Origin of the sequence: Bacterioplanoides sp., assembly GCF_965219715.1 — a bacterium.
In the GTDB taxonomy this organism is placed as follows: domain Bacteria; phylum Pseudomonadota; class Gammaproteobacteria; order Pseudomonadales; family Oceanobacteraceae; genus Bacterioplanoides.
This window is the reverse complement of sequence record NZ_OZ244785.1, coordinates 3,010,512-3,025,495: the sequence shown is the minus strand read 5'-3', so window position 1 is coordinate 3,025,495 and position 14,984 is coordinate 3,010,512. Positions and strand designations below refer to the sequence as shown.

Annotated in this window: 14 protein-coding genes; 12 read left to right on the top strand and 2 right to left on the bottom strand. The window is 47.4% G+C overall.

The features are described from left to right. The first annotated feature begins 11 nt into the window (after nucleotides 1-11). The gene (locus ACOQOZ_RS14250) at nucleotides 12-974 is read left to right on the top strand and encodes a ParB/RepB/Spo0J family partition protein (protein ID WP_420588817.1); all 963 of its coding nucleotides are present in this window, start codon (nucleotides 12-14) and stop codon (nucleotides 972-974) included. Nucleotides 975-1,030: 56 nt separating this feature from the next. Here the strand turns inward: ACOQOZ_RS14250 and ACOQOZ_RS14245 are convergent, their stop codons facing one another. Continuing rightward, the gene (locus ACOQOZ_RS14245) at nucleotides 1,031-2,176 is read right to left on the bottom strand and encodes a hypothetical protein (RefSeq protein WP_420588816.1); all 1,146 of its coding nucleotides are present in this window, start codon (nucleotides 2,174-2,176) and stop codon (nucleotides 1,031-1,033) included. A 208-nt stretch (nucleotides 2,177-2,384) separates the two neighbouring features. Here ACOQOZ_RS14245 and ACOQOZ_RS14240 point away from each other — a divergent pair, with 208 nt between their 5' ends. Continuing rightward, on the top strand, nucleotides 2,385-4,259 hold the full coding sequence (locus ACOQOZ_RS14240) for a hypothetical protein (RefSeq protein WP_420588815.1): 1,875 nt from the start codon (nucleotides 2,385-2,387) through the stop codon (nucleotides 4,257-4,259). Nucleotides 4,260-4,350: 91 nt separating this feature from the next. Here ACOQOZ_RS14240 and ACOQOZ_RS14235 read toward each other — a convergent pair whose 3' ends face one another. Continuing rightward, on the bottom strand, nucleotides 4,351-5,028 hold the full coding sequence (locus ACOQOZ_RS14235; RefSeq protein WP_420588814.1) for a TetR/AcrR family transcriptional regulator: 678 nt from the start codon (nucleotides 5,026-5,028) through the stop codon (nucleotides 4,351-4,353). A gap of 286 nt (nucleotides 5,029-5,314) precedes the next feature. Between ACOQOZ_RS14235 and ACOQOZ_RS14230 the strand changes: the two genes are divergently transcribed. The 10 genes from ACOQOZ_RS14230 (at nucleotide 5,315) to ACOQOZ_RS14185 (ending at nucleotide 14,938) form a co-directional block, all read left to right on the top strand. After that, a complete protein-coding gene (locus tag ACOQOZ_RS14230) occupies nucleotides 5,315-5,686 on the top strand; it encodes an ATP synthase subunit I (protein WP_420588813.1) in 372 nt (123 codons plus the stop codon). A gap of 23 nt (nucleotides 5,687-5,709) precedes the next feature. Beyond that, nucleotides 5,710-6,573: a F0F1 ATP synthase subunit A gene (atpB, locus tag ACOQOZ_RS14225; RefSeq protein WP_420588812.1), complete on the top strand. Its 864-nt coding sequence runs from the start codon at nucleotides 5,710-5,712 to the stop codon at nucleotides 6,571-6,573. 66 nt (nucleotides 6,574-6,639) lie between these two features. After that, a complete protein-coding gene (atpE, locus tag ACOQOZ_RS14220; protein ID WP_255858220.1) occupies nucleotides 6,640-6,867 on the top strand; it encodes a F0F1 ATP synthase subunit C in 228 nt (75 codons plus the stop codon). Nucleotides 6,868-6,947: 80 nt separating this feature from the next. Next, the gene (locus tag ACOQOZ_RS14215) at nucleotides 6,948-7,418 is read left to right on the top strand and encodes a F0F1 ATP synthase subunit B (RefSeq protein ID WP_420588811.1); all 471 of its coding nucleotides are present in this window, start codon (nucleotides 6,948-6,950) and stop codon (nucleotides 7,416-7,418) included. Nucleotides 7,419-7,430: 12 nt separating this feature from the next. Further along, complete coding sequence (locus ACOQOZ_RS14210) at nucleotides 7,431-7,967, top strand: F0F1 ATP synthase subunit delta (protein ID WP_420588810.1); 537 nt, start codon at nucleotides 7,431-7,433, stop codon at nucleotides 7,965-7,967. 15 nt (nucleotides 7,968-7,982) lie between these two features. Next, on the top strand, nucleotides 7,983-9,521 hold the full coding sequence (gene atpA / locus ACOQOZ_RS14205) for a F0F1 ATP synthase subunit alpha (RefSeq protein WP_420588809.1): 1,539 nt from the start codon (nucleotides 7,983-7,985) through the stop codon (nucleotides 9,519-9,521). 65 nt (nucleotides 9,522-9,586) lie between these two features. Further along, nucleotides 9,587-10,447, top strand: a complete 861-nt coding sequence (gene atpG, locus ACOQOZ_RS14200) for a F0F1 ATP synthase subunit gamma (RefSeq protein WP_420588808.1) — start codon at nucleotides 9,587-9,589, stop codon at nucleotides 10,445-10,447. Between the two features lie 38 nt (nucleotides 10,448-10,485). Continuing rightward, nucleotides 10,486-11,880 (top strand): F0F1 ATP synthase subunit beta, encoded by a 1,395-nt coding sequence (gene atpD, locus ACOQOZ_RS14195; protein ID WP_255858215.1) that lies wholly within the window; start codon nucleotides 10,486-10,488, stop codon nucleotides 11,878-11,880. Nucleotides 11,881-11,941: 61 nt separating this feature from the next. Then, nucleotides 11,942-12,370, top strand: a complete 429-nt coding sequence (locus tag ACOQOZ_RS14190) for a F0F1 ATP synthase subunit epsilon (protein WP_420588807.1) — start codon at nucleotides 11,942-11,944, stop codon at nucleotides 12,368-12,370. Nucleotides 12,371-12,574: 204 nt separating this feature from the next. Continuing rightward, nucleotides 12,575-14,938: an ankyrin repeat domain-containing protein gene (locus tag ACOQOZ_RS14185; RefSeq protein WP_420588806.1), complete on the top strand. Its 2,364-nt coding sequence runs from the start codon at nucleotides 12,575-12,577 to the stop codon at nucleotides 14,936-14,938. Nucleotides 14,939-14,984 lie beyond the last annotated feature (46 nt).

Here is a 14,984-nt window from a genome sequence, read left to right as displayed (position 1 = left end):
GTGTAAGAAGAATGTCGAAGAAGAAACGCGGATTAGGACGTGGGCTGGATGCCCTGATGGCCAGTTCAAAAGCAGCAGCGGCAGTTGAGCCGGTTGAAGTTGCGATTGAGCCAGCTGCAGAGGTCGCCGCCGATGAAACTGCCTCGCAGACTATCGCTGAATCAACAACGGATTCTGTGAAGGATGGCGAGCTGAGACACCTTCCTGTTGAATGGATTCAGCCGGGCCAGTACCAGCCGCGTAAAGACATTCAGCCGGAAGCGTTAGAAGAACTGGCTGCCTCCATTAAGGCCCAGGGCCTGATGCAGCCAATCGTGGTTCGCCCGATTGCCGGTGGCACACCAGAAACACCAAAGTACGAAATTATTGCTGGTGAACGTCGCTGGCGTGCCTGCCAACTGGCGCAGATGGAATCGGTTCCGGCGTTAATCCGTGATGTGCCGGACGAAGCGGCCATTGCGATGGCGCTGATCGAAAACATCCAGCGTGAAAACCTGAACCCGATGGAAGAAGCGATGGCGTTACATCGCTTACAACACGAGTTCGAATTGACGCAAATGGAAGTGGCGGAAGCGGTCGGTAAAAACCGCGCGACCGTGGCCAACCTGCTGCGTTTAATGAATCTGAACGATGATGTAAAACGCCTGTTGGAGCATGGCGATATCGAGATGGGTCATGCCCGTGCCCTGCTTGGCCTGCAAGGTGGTCAGCAATCCGAAGCCGCCGCTCAGGTGGTGACCCGTGTATTAACCGTACGCCAAACTGAAGCGCTGGTGCGTAACCTGCAGAACGGTGGTGATAAAAACCCGGAGCAGGCGAAAGCCAATCCGGATATTCAGCGCTTGGAGCGTCTGCTGGGTGATCGTTTAGGTGCCAAGGTTGCGATTAAGCACAGCGCTAAAGGCAAAGGCCAGTTGGTGATTAACTACACCAACCTGGATGAGCTGGATGGGATTCTGCGTCATATTCAGTGAATGTGATTTGCCAAATTGCAGATACTAAAAAGGAGCCGGATGGCTCCTTTTTAGTTTTAGTAAACATAATCAATCTTAAAGAACGGCTTAAATTTCTCTTTTTCTGAATCACGAGTTAGTTGATTTTTAAGAGATCCCCATTCGTCGTATTTACTGAAAAATTGATAACCAAATTCTCCCTTAGCATTTCTTTCTGTATATATTTCTGACCGATCAGGCCGGTTTAATTGTATCGATGCTACCCGGTCCAGATTACCGTCTCTGTAGGTTGAGGCTGTTTCCATGTCGCCATACTTGTTGTATGTATATACCGTCTTTTCCGCTTCTTTATTTAAATCAGGCTGTCTAAAGGTCGCTTCTTCAGTTTTATTATCGTGAGAGTCAAATACTCTTGAAACGATAGTATCTATTTTTCCATCGCCATTATAATCTGTTTCAGTTCTGAGGTGGTTGTCGCGTTTGTCACGAATATGCACTATTTGTCTTGTAAGCTGATTGTGTCTGTTCCTTGTCTCGGCAGTTACCGTTCTTCCGTCTTTTGAGGTGATTAACGAAAAGGTTTCGATAACGTTTTGGTTTTTCAGGTCCGTGGTGACAATGCTTGTAGCGACTCCAGAGTTATCTCTTTGATATACATCTTTTCTGTCAAATACATTGTCGCCATCAACGTCGGAAAATTTCTCTGATATTAGTCCGTTTAAATACTCGTATCGGTAATTTTCGATTCTCTTTGGTAAAGTGAACTCCGTATTCCATGGCTCAAAGCTTTGATCTGAGTAACGCAAAGTATTGCCATATTCGTCCATTTTATAGATGGTCTCGGATTCCAGTTCACCGCTGTTAGGGAAGTAAAATTTAAAGGTCATGGATTCTGGATAATTCGCTTCAAACTGACTGATATATAGGATGTCTGTTTTCTTGCCATCTTCGGCGATCACCTGAAGAGTACACTTGCTGTATATCCCTTCCTTCTTTAGCAACAGCTGGATGCGGTTGACTTCTTTGTGCGCAAACCTTTTAGAAGAGCGGCATTCACCACTCATTTCTATCTTGCCTTCGATGGGGCTATAGAACAGGTAGTCCGGCTCGTTGGATGCTGTTTTGTTGATAGCCCGGACTTCGTGTATGCCTTTATTTTTGGACGAGTCACTCCCACAAGCTGTGAGCATTACGCTGGTGAAAATCAGCAGAAGATATTTCATGTCGGTCCCTGATATCAGAATCAGGGCGCATTCTATTTACATTTCAGTTAATAATCGAGTCATGCTGCCTCTCAGGTTAGTGTGACTTCGTATCAAGATACCTCCTTCTTCTCAACATCAATTGACACATTGTCAATTGAGCTTCGCTTGGCTACTATGCGCCATATAACTATTCCTAAATATTCATTCTCATTAAGGAGCTTTTGTTATGAAAAAGCCTGTGTTCCTGCGTGCGCCGCTGGCAGCCGCGATTCTGGCCAGTGCTTCTGCTATTGCAGTGGCTGCCCCAACGGCCTGGAATGGCTCAGTATCGAATAACTGGTTTGAGCTGAAAAACTGGGATGACAACCTGGTGCCAACCAATAACTTTGCGGTGCAAATCAGCAACGGCGATACGGTTCAGTTAAGTGGCAATCAGCCGGCTGAAACCAAGCATTTGTATCTGGGTCTGGAAGGTGAAGGCCATCTGGTCAGCAAGGGTACTGACCTGAACGCCACTGAAATCACTCTGGCCTATATCGAATCTCAGGCAACCAATGCCAAAGCCTCCGTTAATGTTCAGAATGCGGATATTAATGCGCCTGAAGGTATTAACCTGATGAAGGCGACCCACGCCGGTGATAAAACCGTCAGCTTTAAGCACAGTAACGGTACGCTGAATGCGGAAGAGTTTGATCATCAGGCAGATCTGACTAACGTCCCGCAGGCTAATCTTAATACCGAATTAGAGCTGCGTAATGTTGTGGTTAATACCAGTACCCGGGAAAATATCCTGGCTGGTGATACTGATATTGAGCGTGGTTCCAACGGCTCGGTTGTGAATGCTGAAGCCAAAATTGGCTTATATGACGTCACCTGGACCAGTCAGCCAAAGCTGGATTTGGAAATCGGTAGCGATATTCATATTGCGCCGGGCGTGGAAAACTCCACGATAAATTCCAAAGTTGATATGACGGTTGAGCGTTCAAAAATTGTCGGCGATTGGCTGGAGTTTGCTGAGTACACTTCGGCACGCACATACTCTGATAATGTGTCCCGTAATAATAATGTCGACAACCAGGTGAAAGCGGTTTTCCGTGATTCAGATGTCGATCTGAATTTCCGCCTGATTATGGGCGATGTGGGTGCTTATGCTGAAAACAGTGTGGTAAAAGGCCTGGCCGACGTCAGCTTTATTAACAGTACCCTGGATGTGCGTTTTGATATTCAGCTGACCGATATCCGCGTCGAAGATAACTCCCGTGGAGAGGATCGTGCTTTCTTACGGGTTGATAACTCTGAGATCCGCGTGGGTGACCTGGTTGAGGTTGCTTCCTATGGTTCAATTTTGGAAAAAGGTTCGGCTGTACTCGAAGCTGGTGTTTACCTGAAAGATTCTTTGCTGGCGGTTAACGAAACGATTCAGGTTGCTGACGTTGAGCAGGAACTGGCATCAGGTCGTTATTTCTTTTTAAATGCCGATGATTCACTTTCCGGTGAGCTGATTGCCGAGTCTTCTTTAATTACCGCACAAACCCTGGTCGCCGGTTCTGCAGGCACTCGTGGTGTGGTATCGCTGAAAAACAGTTACTTGTCTCTGACCGATACCCAGGATGCCGACAACTCCGGTGACTTTAATTCACTGGACAAAGAAGAAGGTGTTCTGAAGTTGCTGGATGGCAACAAGCTGGTGATGTATGTCGACGGTCGTGAGCGTGCCACTGCCAGCAACGCCCGCAACGGAGAAGGTCTGTATTCTGCCATCGATGCCTTACAGGTAACGCTGGACGGTACGCTGGAAGTGAACCTGGCGGATAACCTGGGTAAAAAAGAAGCCATCATCGATCTGATCCGGGTTGAAAAGAAAACCGGTATTGAGCTGGGTGAAGAAGCCTTTAATGGCATTCAGGGCAACTTCGATAAGGTTGTGATTAACGGTTTGCCGAAAAAAGGTGAAGCGACTTATGCTATTGAGCAGGAAACGGTAGATGGCACCACTTACGATGTTTATCGTTTAAAAGTGGGCGGAGCTTTCTCTTATTACGCCTTTGCTTTCCTGCTGATTATGGCGGGTCTGATGCGTGGTCGTAAGGCAGCGAAGTAACAACTCAGTTAACCATGCTTTATTGAGTTTAAGGGCGTTGATACTTTATTCAGGTATCAGCGCCCTTTTTTGTAGGCTCGCTGTGGAGGGGTCAGCTTGTTGGTTTCGCTGCCAGGGCTATGACCGCATTTTCAATACTGTGCGTAATCAGCTGCTCAAGTGAAAAGTTTGCACCGGAAAGATGTAAATCGGTGCTGGCAGTGAGAATCACACCGTGCAACATACCGCGTAAAAAATACGCCGATTTCAGCGGGTCATGACACTGTTCAGGGTCAATACTTCCATCCTTCACACCATTGGTCAGTGCTTGCACCATAAACGCCATACAGGCACGGGATGTTTCCGCCAGGATATTCAGGGTTTGTAATTCCTGTGGCGACGGCTCACCCGGTAAATTGCTTAATAAAGCACGGGTATCAGCAAACAAGTGGAAGTATTTGGGCGTGTCACGGAAAAAGCCGTAATAGGCGTAACCCAGTGCAGTAATCTGCTGCAGGCCATTTTGCTGTTCATCAAACGCGTCAGCGAAGCGCTGCCTGAGTGTGTCACTGGCGCGCACCAAAATGGCCAGGCATATCTCTGATTTGTCTTTAAAGTAGACGTACATCAGCGCCCGGCTCAGGCCTGCTTGTTTGGCGATGCTGCCAACTGAAACCTTATCGTAATGGGTGATGAAAAATACCCGTTCGGCGGCATCGAGAATGTCTTCCCGACGTTGTGCCTTTTCTTCGGCACTGATCGAACGGCTTTGTTTGGGTTTGCTGGTCATGACGGCAATATATCACAGGCCGTTGATTTTCTGAGTGCCGATCGTGGCTGTAATTGATCGTTAAACTCTACACAGTAATTCCGCGGATGGCGGGCAGTAGAGATGACGACCATTATTCCCCCACTTTTTACACTCTATTCACGCGGTGAATGACACATATCATTCAAATACGACCAATTAACGCCTGTTTACATCCGGTTTCGGTTGATGCCCAAAGGTCGAGCCAATATAATCACGGCGCCTTAAATTTGGGCGTTGCAGATTTTTTGAACAGTGCGAGGCTTTTGTGTCATCGATTTTTCCTCGCCAGGCCGTGTACAAAGTGATGTTTGTACAGTTCGGATTAACCGCATTATCTGCAGTGGTAGCCTGGTTACACAGCGATGTAGCCGCCAAATCGGCGTTATTGGGAGGCCTGACTTGTGCCATCCCCAGCGCATATTTCGTTTGGCGAGCATTCCGCTACTCAGGAGCCCGCATGGCTGACAAAGTGGTTCAGTCGTTATACCAGGGAGAAGCCTGGAAATTTATGCTCACCGCACTGAGTTTTGCCGTGATATTTGTGCGAGTGGAGCCATTGAATGTTCCTGCATTGTTTATTGCTTTTATGACAGTGCAGCTGGGGCACTTAGCCTCCGCAAGAATTACTAATTTATAAACCTTTGGAATTGAGAGTGAACAATGGCTGGTAACTCCCAAGAGTATATCTCGCACCACTTAACCAACCTCACCTACGGCAAATTGCCGGCAGGTTACGTTCGTAAGAACGCTGACGGCACTGAAACTGAGCTGACTACTGACACCTGGACCATGGCTACGAGCGGCAAAGAAGCTCAGGACATGGGTTTTATGGCGTTCCACGTTGATTCCCTGGGCTGGTCTCTGGCAATGGGTATCCTGTTTGCCTGGTTGTTCCGTAAAGCCGCTAAATCAGCGACTTCCGGCGTTCCTGGTAAGTTACAGAACGTAGTTGAAACTGTGGTTGAATTTGTTGATAACACAGTAAAAGAAACTTTCCACGGTCGTAACCCACTGGTTGCACCGCTTGCCCTGACTATCTTCGTTTGGGTATTCCTGATGAACTCGCTGAAGTGGGTTCCGGTCGACATTATTCCTGGCATTGCCCACGCGGCTGGCCTGCCTTTCTTCAAAATTGTTCCGACTGCCGATCCGAACGGTACTCTGGGTCTGTCGTTAGGCGTATTCCTGCTGATTATCTTCTACAGCATCAAAGTTAAAGGTGTAGGTGGCTTCGCGAAAGAGCTGTCTCTGACACCGTTCAATCACCCGATTGCAATCCCGTTCAACCTGTTCCTGGAAGTTCTGGGTCTGCTGACTAAACCTTTGTCTCTGGCACTGCGACTGTTCGGTAACATGTACGCGGGTGAGGTTGTATTTATTCTGATTGCGCTGCTGCCGTTCTACCTCCAGTGGGTATTAAACGTGCCGTGGGCAATCTTCCATATTCTGGTGATTCCGCTGCAAGCGTTCATCTTCATGGTACTGACGATTGTATATCTGAGTCAGGCTCACGAAGATCACTAACAGCGTAATTAACAGACGATTTTAACCCTTTAATTAACTACTTAACTAAACCTTTAGGAGTCTCATATGGAACTCGTTTACATTGCTGCTGCAATCATGATTGGCCTGGGTGCACTGGGTACTGGTATCGGCTTCGCTCTGCTGGGCGGTAAGCTGCTGGAAGGTACTGCACGTCAGCCAGAGCTGGGTCCTCAGCTGCAAACCAAAACCTTCCTGATGGCTGGTCTGTTAGATGCCGTGCCTATGATCGGTGTTGGTATCGCGATGTACCTGATCTTCGTTGTTGCTGGTTAATAGCTTTTGGCTTTGGTGATCACGATCTCTGATCGTGCTCACACACCACACACCAACGAATTCGTAAGAGGTAAATCGCCGTGACTTTAAATATGACCATTATTGGTCAATTGATTGCCTTCGCGATTTTTGTCTGGTTCTGCATGAAGTTTGTCTGGCCTCCACTGACCAGCGCTATGGCAGAACGTGAAAAGAAAATCGCCGATGGTCTGGATGCAGCTAACCGCGCTGCTCGCGATCTGGAGCTGGCTCAGTCAAAAGTGGCTGATCAGTTACGTGAGAGCAAAGAGAAAGCTGCTGAAATCATCGACCAGGCTAGCAAGCGTGCTAACCAAATCGTTGACGAAGCCAAAGAACAGGCACGCGCTGAAGGTGAGCGTCTGGTAGCTGCTGCTCAGGCAGAAGTTGCTCAGGAAGCAAACCGCGCGAAAGAAGCACTGCGTGCTCAGGTATCTGAGTTAGCAGTAGCAGGCGCCGCCAAAATCCTTGCTAAGTCTGTTGACGCTGCCGCTCACGAAGAGCTGCTGAATCAACTGGCTGACGAATTGTAAGCGAGGTTTGGCATGGCTGAATTAACAACTCTCGCTCGGCCATACGCAAAAGCTGCGTTTGCTGAAGCACAAGAGAAAAATGCATTAGATGCCTGGTCTGCGGACCTGAGCGTACTGGCTGCTTTTGCAGCTGACGCTGATCTGGCGAAAGTACTGGTGCACCCTTCTCTGACCGCTGAACAGCAAGCGCAAGCGTTATTAGACGTATGTGGCGACAAGCTGAATGAAGCAGCCAAAAACCTGGTAGCCGTTCTGGCAGACAACAAGCGCCTGGCGCTGTTGCCGGAAGTAGCAGCTCTGTTTGAAGAGCTGAAGGCACAACTGGAAAACACGGTTGATGTTGTAGTAACAACCGCGTTTGAAATGACCGACGCACAACAAAGCAAGCTGGCTGAGTCTTTAAAAGCCAAGCTGAAGTGCGAAGTACGTATGAGCAGCGAAATCGATGAGTCTATCATCGGTGGTGCGATCATCCGTGCCGGTGACCTGGTAATTGACGGCTCGCTAACTGGCAAATTGTCCAAGTTAGCCGAAGCGATGAACTCCTAGTTTGAGGGACGATGCATGCAGCAACTGAATCCATCTGAGATCAGTGAAGTCATCAAAAAACGCATCGAAAGTCTCGATGTGACTTCACAAGCCCAGAACGAGGGCACCGTCGTATCTGTATCTGACGGTATCGTTCGTATTCACGGTCTGGCTGACGCCATGTACGGTGAAATGATTGAATTTGAAGGCGGCGTATACGGCCTGGCAATGAACCTGGAGCGTGACTCCGTAGGTGCTGTTGTACTGGGCGAATACAAAACTCTGGCCGAAGGTCAGACCGCTAAATGTACTGGTCGTATCTTAGAAGTACCGACTGGCGAAGCTCTGCTGGGTCGCGTAGTCGACACTCTGGGTAACCCAATCGACGGTAAAGGTCCGATCGAAACTAACACCTCTGCTCCGGTTGAGCGCGTTGCACCTGGCGTAATTGCACGTCAAGGCGTAGACCAGCCACTGGAAACTGGTTACAAAGCCGTTGACTCCATGGTGCCAATCGGCCGTGGTCAGCGTGAGCTGATCATTGGTGACCGTCAGACTGGTAAGTCTGCAATGGCCATCGATGCGATCATCAACCAGAAAGGTACTGGTGTTAAGTGTATCTACGTTGCAGTTGGCCAGAAGCAGTCAACCATCGCTAACGTAGTACGTAAATTAGAAGAACACGGCGCGATGGATCACACCATCATCGTTGCTGCTGGCGCTGCCGATCCTGCTGCTATGCAGTTCCTGGCACCATACGCTGGCTGTGCGATGGGTGAATACTTCCTGGATCGTGGTGAAGATGCTCTGATCGTTTATGACGATCTGACTAAGCAAGCATGGGCATATCGTCAGATTTCCCTGTTGCTGAAGCGTCCTCCTGGCCGTGAAGCTTATCCTGGTGACGTTTTCTACCTGCACTCCCGTCTGCTGGAACGCGCATGTCGCGTAAACGCTGACTACGTTAAGAGCGTAAGTGGTGTTGAAGGTAAAACCGGTTCCCTGACTGCTCTGCCGATCATTGAGACTCAAGGTGGTGACGTATCTGCATTCGTACCTACCAACGTGATCTCTATTACTGACGGTCAGATCTTCCTGGAGACCAGCCTGTTCAACTCTGGTATCCGTCCTGCAATGAACGCCGGTATTTCGGTATCTCGTGTAGGTGGTGCAGCCCAGACTAAGATCATCAAGAAACTGGGCGGTGGTATCCGTCTGGCTCTGGCTCAGTACCGTGAACTGGCAGCATTCGCTCAGTTCGCTTCTGACCTGGATGATGCAACCCGTAAGCAGCTGGAACACGGCCGTGCAGTAACCGAGCTGATGAAGCAAGGTCAGTACGCTCCGATGAAGACCGCTGAAATGGGTCTGTCTATCTTCGCTGCTACCGAAGGCTTCCTGGAAGACGTTGAAGTGAACAAGATTCAGGCGTTTGAAGCCGCCCTGTTGAGCTATGCAAACAGCGAGTACTCCGAGCTGATGGCACAGATCAATGTTAAAGGCGACTACAACAATGATATCGCTGCCGGTCTGAAAGAGCTGATTGAGAAATTCAAGAGCACTCAGACCTGGTAAGTCCGGTGCTGGTGCGGCCTAGCGGTTGCACCAGCTGGATTCACTAAGAAACGTAGGACAGTCTTATGGCAGTCGGAAAAGAGATTAAAGAGCAGATATCGAGTGTTCAAAGCACGCAGAAAATTACTTCAGCAATGGAAAAAGTTGCTGTAAGTAAAATGCGTCGCGCTCAGATGCGCATGCAAGCGAGCCGTCCATACGCGGATAAAATCCGTGATGTGATTGGTAATCTGGCGAATGCTGCACCTGAATATCGTCACCGTTATATGCAAGACCGCGAAATCAAGCGTGTTGGTTATATCGTGGTGTCTTCCGACCGTGGCTTATGTGGTGGCCTGAACAACAACATGTTCAAGACCGTCGCTAAAGAAGCACAGGACTGGAAAAACAAAGGCGTAGAAGTTGATTTCTGCGCGGTTGGTGCAAAAGCCGGCCTGTTTTTCAACAGTTTTGGCGGCAACGTAGTAGCAGCTAAAGCCCACCTGGGTGATGCTCCTGAGTTAGCCAGCCTGATCGGATCGGTTAAGGTAATGTTGGACGCATACGACGAAGGTAAGATCGATCGTCTGTTCATCGTTTATAACCGTTTTGTGAACACCATGACCCAAACGCCGACTTCAGTGCAGTTACTGCCTCTGAAGGCGAAAGAAGACGATTCACTGAAACGCCAGTGGGGTTACATCTACGAGCCAGCGCCTGAAGATATTATCGAAGGCCTGTTGATTCGCTACGTAGAATCCCAGGTGTACCAAGGTGTAATTGAGAATAATGCCTGTGAACAGGCTGCACGTATGTTAGCGATGAAGAACGCTACCGATAACGCGGGCAGCATGATTGACGACCTGAACATGCTTTACAACAAGGCTCGTCAGGCAGCAATTACTCAGGAAATTTCAGAAATCGTAAGCGGTGCCGCGGCTGTATAAGCCCGGGATTCAAGGTTTAAGATTAAGAGGAACCGAAAATGAGCGGATCTATCGTACAGATCATCGGTGCCGTTATCGACGTGGAATTTCCACGCGACAGTGTACCTAAGGTCTACGACGCCCTGACCGTTGATGGTACTGAAACTACTTTAGAAGTTCAGCAGCAGCTGGGTGACGGCGTAGTTCGTACTATTGCAATGGGCTCAACAGAAGGTCTGAAGCGTGACCTTCCTGTAACAAACACAAACGGTCCTATCTCTGTACCAGTGGGTACTGAGACTCTGGGTCGTATCATGGACGTGCTTGGCCGTCCTATCGACGAATGTGGTCCTATCGGTGAGAAAGAAGTTGCTTCTATTCACCGTGCAGCACCTACTTTCGACGAGCAATCAAACTCCACTGACCTGCTGGAAACCGGTATCAAGGTAATTGACCTGGTTTGCCCATTCGCTAAGGGTGGTAAAGTTGGTCTGTTTGGTGGTGCCGGTGTTGGTAAAACCGTAAACATGATGGAGCTGATTAACAACATTGCGAAGGCACACTCCGGTCTGTCTGTATTCGCTGGTGTTGGTGAGCGTACTCGTGAAGGTAACGACTTCTACTACGAGATGGCTGAATCCGGTGTTGTAGACCTGGAAAACAAGCCAAACTCTAAAGTAGCAATGGTTTACGGCCAGATGAATGAGCCTCCGGGTAACCGTCTGCGTGTTGCTCTGACTGGTCTGACTATGGCTGAGAAGTTCCGTGACGAAGGTAAAGACGTACTGTTGTTCGTTGACAACATCTACCGTTACACCCTGGCGGGAACCGAAGTATCTGCACTGTTAGGCCGTATGCCTTCAGCGGTAGGTTACCAGCCAACTCTGGCAGAAGAGATGGGCGTACTTCAGGAGCGTATTACCTCCACGAAGACTGGCTCTATTACTTCTATCCAGGCGGTATACGTACCTGCGGATGATATGACTGACCCAAGCCCGGCGACTACCTTCGCTCACTTGGACTCTACCGTATCTCTGTCTCGTGACATCGCTTCTAAAGGTATTTACCCAGCGATCGACCCTCTGGCGTCTACTTCTCGTCAGCTGGATCCACTGGTTATCGGTAACGAACACTACGACTGCGCTCGTGGCGTTCAGGGTGTACTGCAGCGCTATAAAGAGCTGAAAGACATCATTGCAATTCTGGGTATGGACGAACTGTCCGACGAAGATAAGCAGCTGGTTGCCCGTGCACGTAAGATCGAGCGTTTCCTGTCTCAGCCATTCCACGTGGCAGAGATCTTCACTGGTGCGCCTGGTAAATACGTGTCTCTGAAAGAAACCATCCGTGGTTTCCAGGGCATCCTGAATGGTGAATTCGATGAACTGCCAGAACAAGCGTTCTACATGGTAGGTACCATCGACGAAGCTATTGAGAAAGCGAAAAACATGTAATTGGGCTGGCGGCTCAATACTCACTGAGTAACGAGTCGCCTCTCTAACTGAGGATACGACTATGGCGATTACCGTCCACTGCGATATCGTCAGCGCCGAAGAGAACCTGTTCTCTGGCCTGGTAGAACGCGTAGTAGCTCACGGTGAACTGGGTGATCTGGGTATTGAACCTGGCCACACAGCACTGCTGACTCCGCTGAAACCTGGTCCAGTCCGCATTGTTAAGCAAGGCGGCGAAGAAGAGGTTGTTTACGTCTCTGGTGGTTATCTGGAAGTACAGCCCAATTGCGTTTCTGTTCTGGCTGACACTGCTGTTCGCGCTGACGACATCGACGAAGCAGCAGCTCTGGAAGCTAAGAAACACGCTCTGCAAGCGATGGAAAATCAAGGTGCAGACTTTGATTACTCCCGTGCGCTTACTCAGCTGGCCGAGGCCGCAGCACAACTGCGTACTATCCAGCAGATTCGCGAGAAACTGGGCAAGCACTAAGTTACCCACGTTTATCACGAATAAAAAAAACCGGCTTATGCCGGTTTTTTTATGTCCAGAAAACAGTCAAGATCATCTGAATGGGCAACGTGGTGTTCAGTTTGGACAGTTTATTAAAATGGCAAATAAATGTTGTTGAGCAACGTCTTTACAGCTATTGAGTGATCTCTTATATTTCCCGTCTTTCAACTTCTCATGGATGAGATGGTAGCTTCATTACTCTCTCATAATGGGTATCGAGGCGATATGTATAGAACTTACTTCCTTCTTGCTCTACTTGGTATGCTTTCAGGTTGTAGCACTACTCCGACTGCAGATAAATATGCTCAGGCACTTGTTGAGCAAGACTTTGAATTATTAAACGAATATGAAATTCAGGGACTGCGGCAGCAAGCTATTTTAGATATAAACTCTTCCTCTTCTAACATAGAAAGCACTAAATACCCTCTGCATGCAGCTATCTCCCTTGGAGATTCTGCTCTTGTTAAATTTTTTATTGAAAGCGGCTTGGATCTTAATAGCTATGATAATTCTGGCGATACACCACTTACGTTAGCTGTAAAGAAGGATAAAAGGGATATTGTTGATCAGTTATTGAATAGCGGAGTTGATATAAATCTAGCAACTAAAGGTGGCTTAACTCCTTTCATGAACCTAGTGAGCTTAGAGGGAGTTGATCACTCTTATGCAGCAAGGCTTATCACCAATAAAACAAACCTTGATATTGTGTCTGATGATAAAACTTTGGCCCAGTATGTTGATGCCGAAGCTCAAGGAGATACCAAAAAGACGTTAACTGGAATTATCAAGGCAAGAAAAATTTCTCGAGTGATTGCTCAGAACGACTTGCTCTTAGCTATTGAACACGGCTCTGCATCGGGAATAGAAAGATTCGTGAGTCAGGGGTTTGATCTGAACTTTAGATTCAAAGGAGGAAGTACTCCGATCACACAAGCGCTTTTGTCTGAAAAGTATGGACTAGTAAGAGAAATAATAAAGCATGGCGCTGATATAAACTACGCCAATTCATCTGGACAAACACCTTTGATATATGCGACATACTATAATCAAAAGAAACTGGTTGAGCTCTTAATAAAAAAGGGAGCTGATTTAGATCTTCAGTCAAATACAGGCTGGACAGCACTTCATTTCACTGCGAACTCTATTGAAAATCAAAGCCATGATGGAAGTGATATAGCCAAGTTACTGATAAAAAACGGCGCGTCTCTAGAGCTTAAAAACAATACGGGTGCTACTCCTCTATTTTTGGCAGCATCCAATGGCCGTATATCAGTACTTAATTTATTTATTAAAAACGGTTCGAATGTTAATGAAATTAAAGATAGCAACGGTCGGACACCTCTAATTGAAGCGATTGATGAAAATCATTATGAAATTTCCAAAATATTATTGGATGCTAAAGCTGATGCTAATAAGCCTGAAAAGAATGGTTGGGCACCGATACACTTTACCGTGAATGGAAGAGGCCAAAAGCATGATGGCAGCCAGCTGATTAGACTTCTCGTTGATCATGGTGCTGATATTAATCAACAGAAGTCAGATGGCTCAACAGCACTTCATCTAGCTGTAAGAAATAATAGAAAAAAAGAGTTAGCTGAGTTTTTGAAGCTTAATGCAAACATGAATATCTCCGATAATGATGGATGGACACCATTAATAACGGCTGTTTCAAAAAACAACTCGAAAATGGTAACTGATCTATTAAAGGCTGGTGCTGATATTAATAAAGCTTCAAATAAAGGATGGAGCCCACTTCACTATACTGTCAATGGAAAAAGCCAAAAGCATGATGGAAGTGACCTTATAAAAATTCTTGTAAGTCATGGAGCAAATATAAACCATCAAAAAGATAATGGTGATACTGCAGTTCACTTGGCTGTAGTGAATAATCGAATAAATGAGTTGAACGTTCTTATGTCTCTAAAAGCAGATATTAATATTCCTGATAAAGACGGATGGACTCCTTTAATCTCAGCTGTCTATTTTAATGACGTAAAATCTATCAAGTCTCTTCTGCGTTCGCGGGCTGCTGTTAATAAAGCATCTAATAAGGGCTGGAGCCCTATTCATTACACTGTAAATTCTGAGGAGAGTCAGAAGCACGAAGGCACCCAGTTAATTAATTTACTAGCAAGTAGCCAAGCAAACATAAATTCAAGAACGGACGCCGGCTATACACCACTAATGCTAGCTGCAGCAAATGGTAGAGAGAAAGAAGCTGAGCTGTTGATAAAGCTGGGAGCTGACTTATCTGCTGTTAACTGGAAGTCGTCTCGCCGCAGTGCTCTTGATTATGCTGTTAGTAATGAAAATTATAACGTCGCTGATTTGTTGAGAAGGAACAATGCAATAAGCGGTCTGGAGGAAGCAAGGTACCCCGCTAGACCTGCGCCGCCTTCACGGCCTGGATATGTTCGCTGCAATACAAGGTGCAATAATGCAGATTGTTACAGAACTTATTCTGACGGCCGGAAAGTTAGATTCAGAGCAAAACAGAAATACAACTCTCTGTCTGGGCAGTATGAGTGGGATTCAGGGAGCTGCTAATACATCTGAGCCCAGACAACTGGGCTCAAATTTTCCGAGATATAAG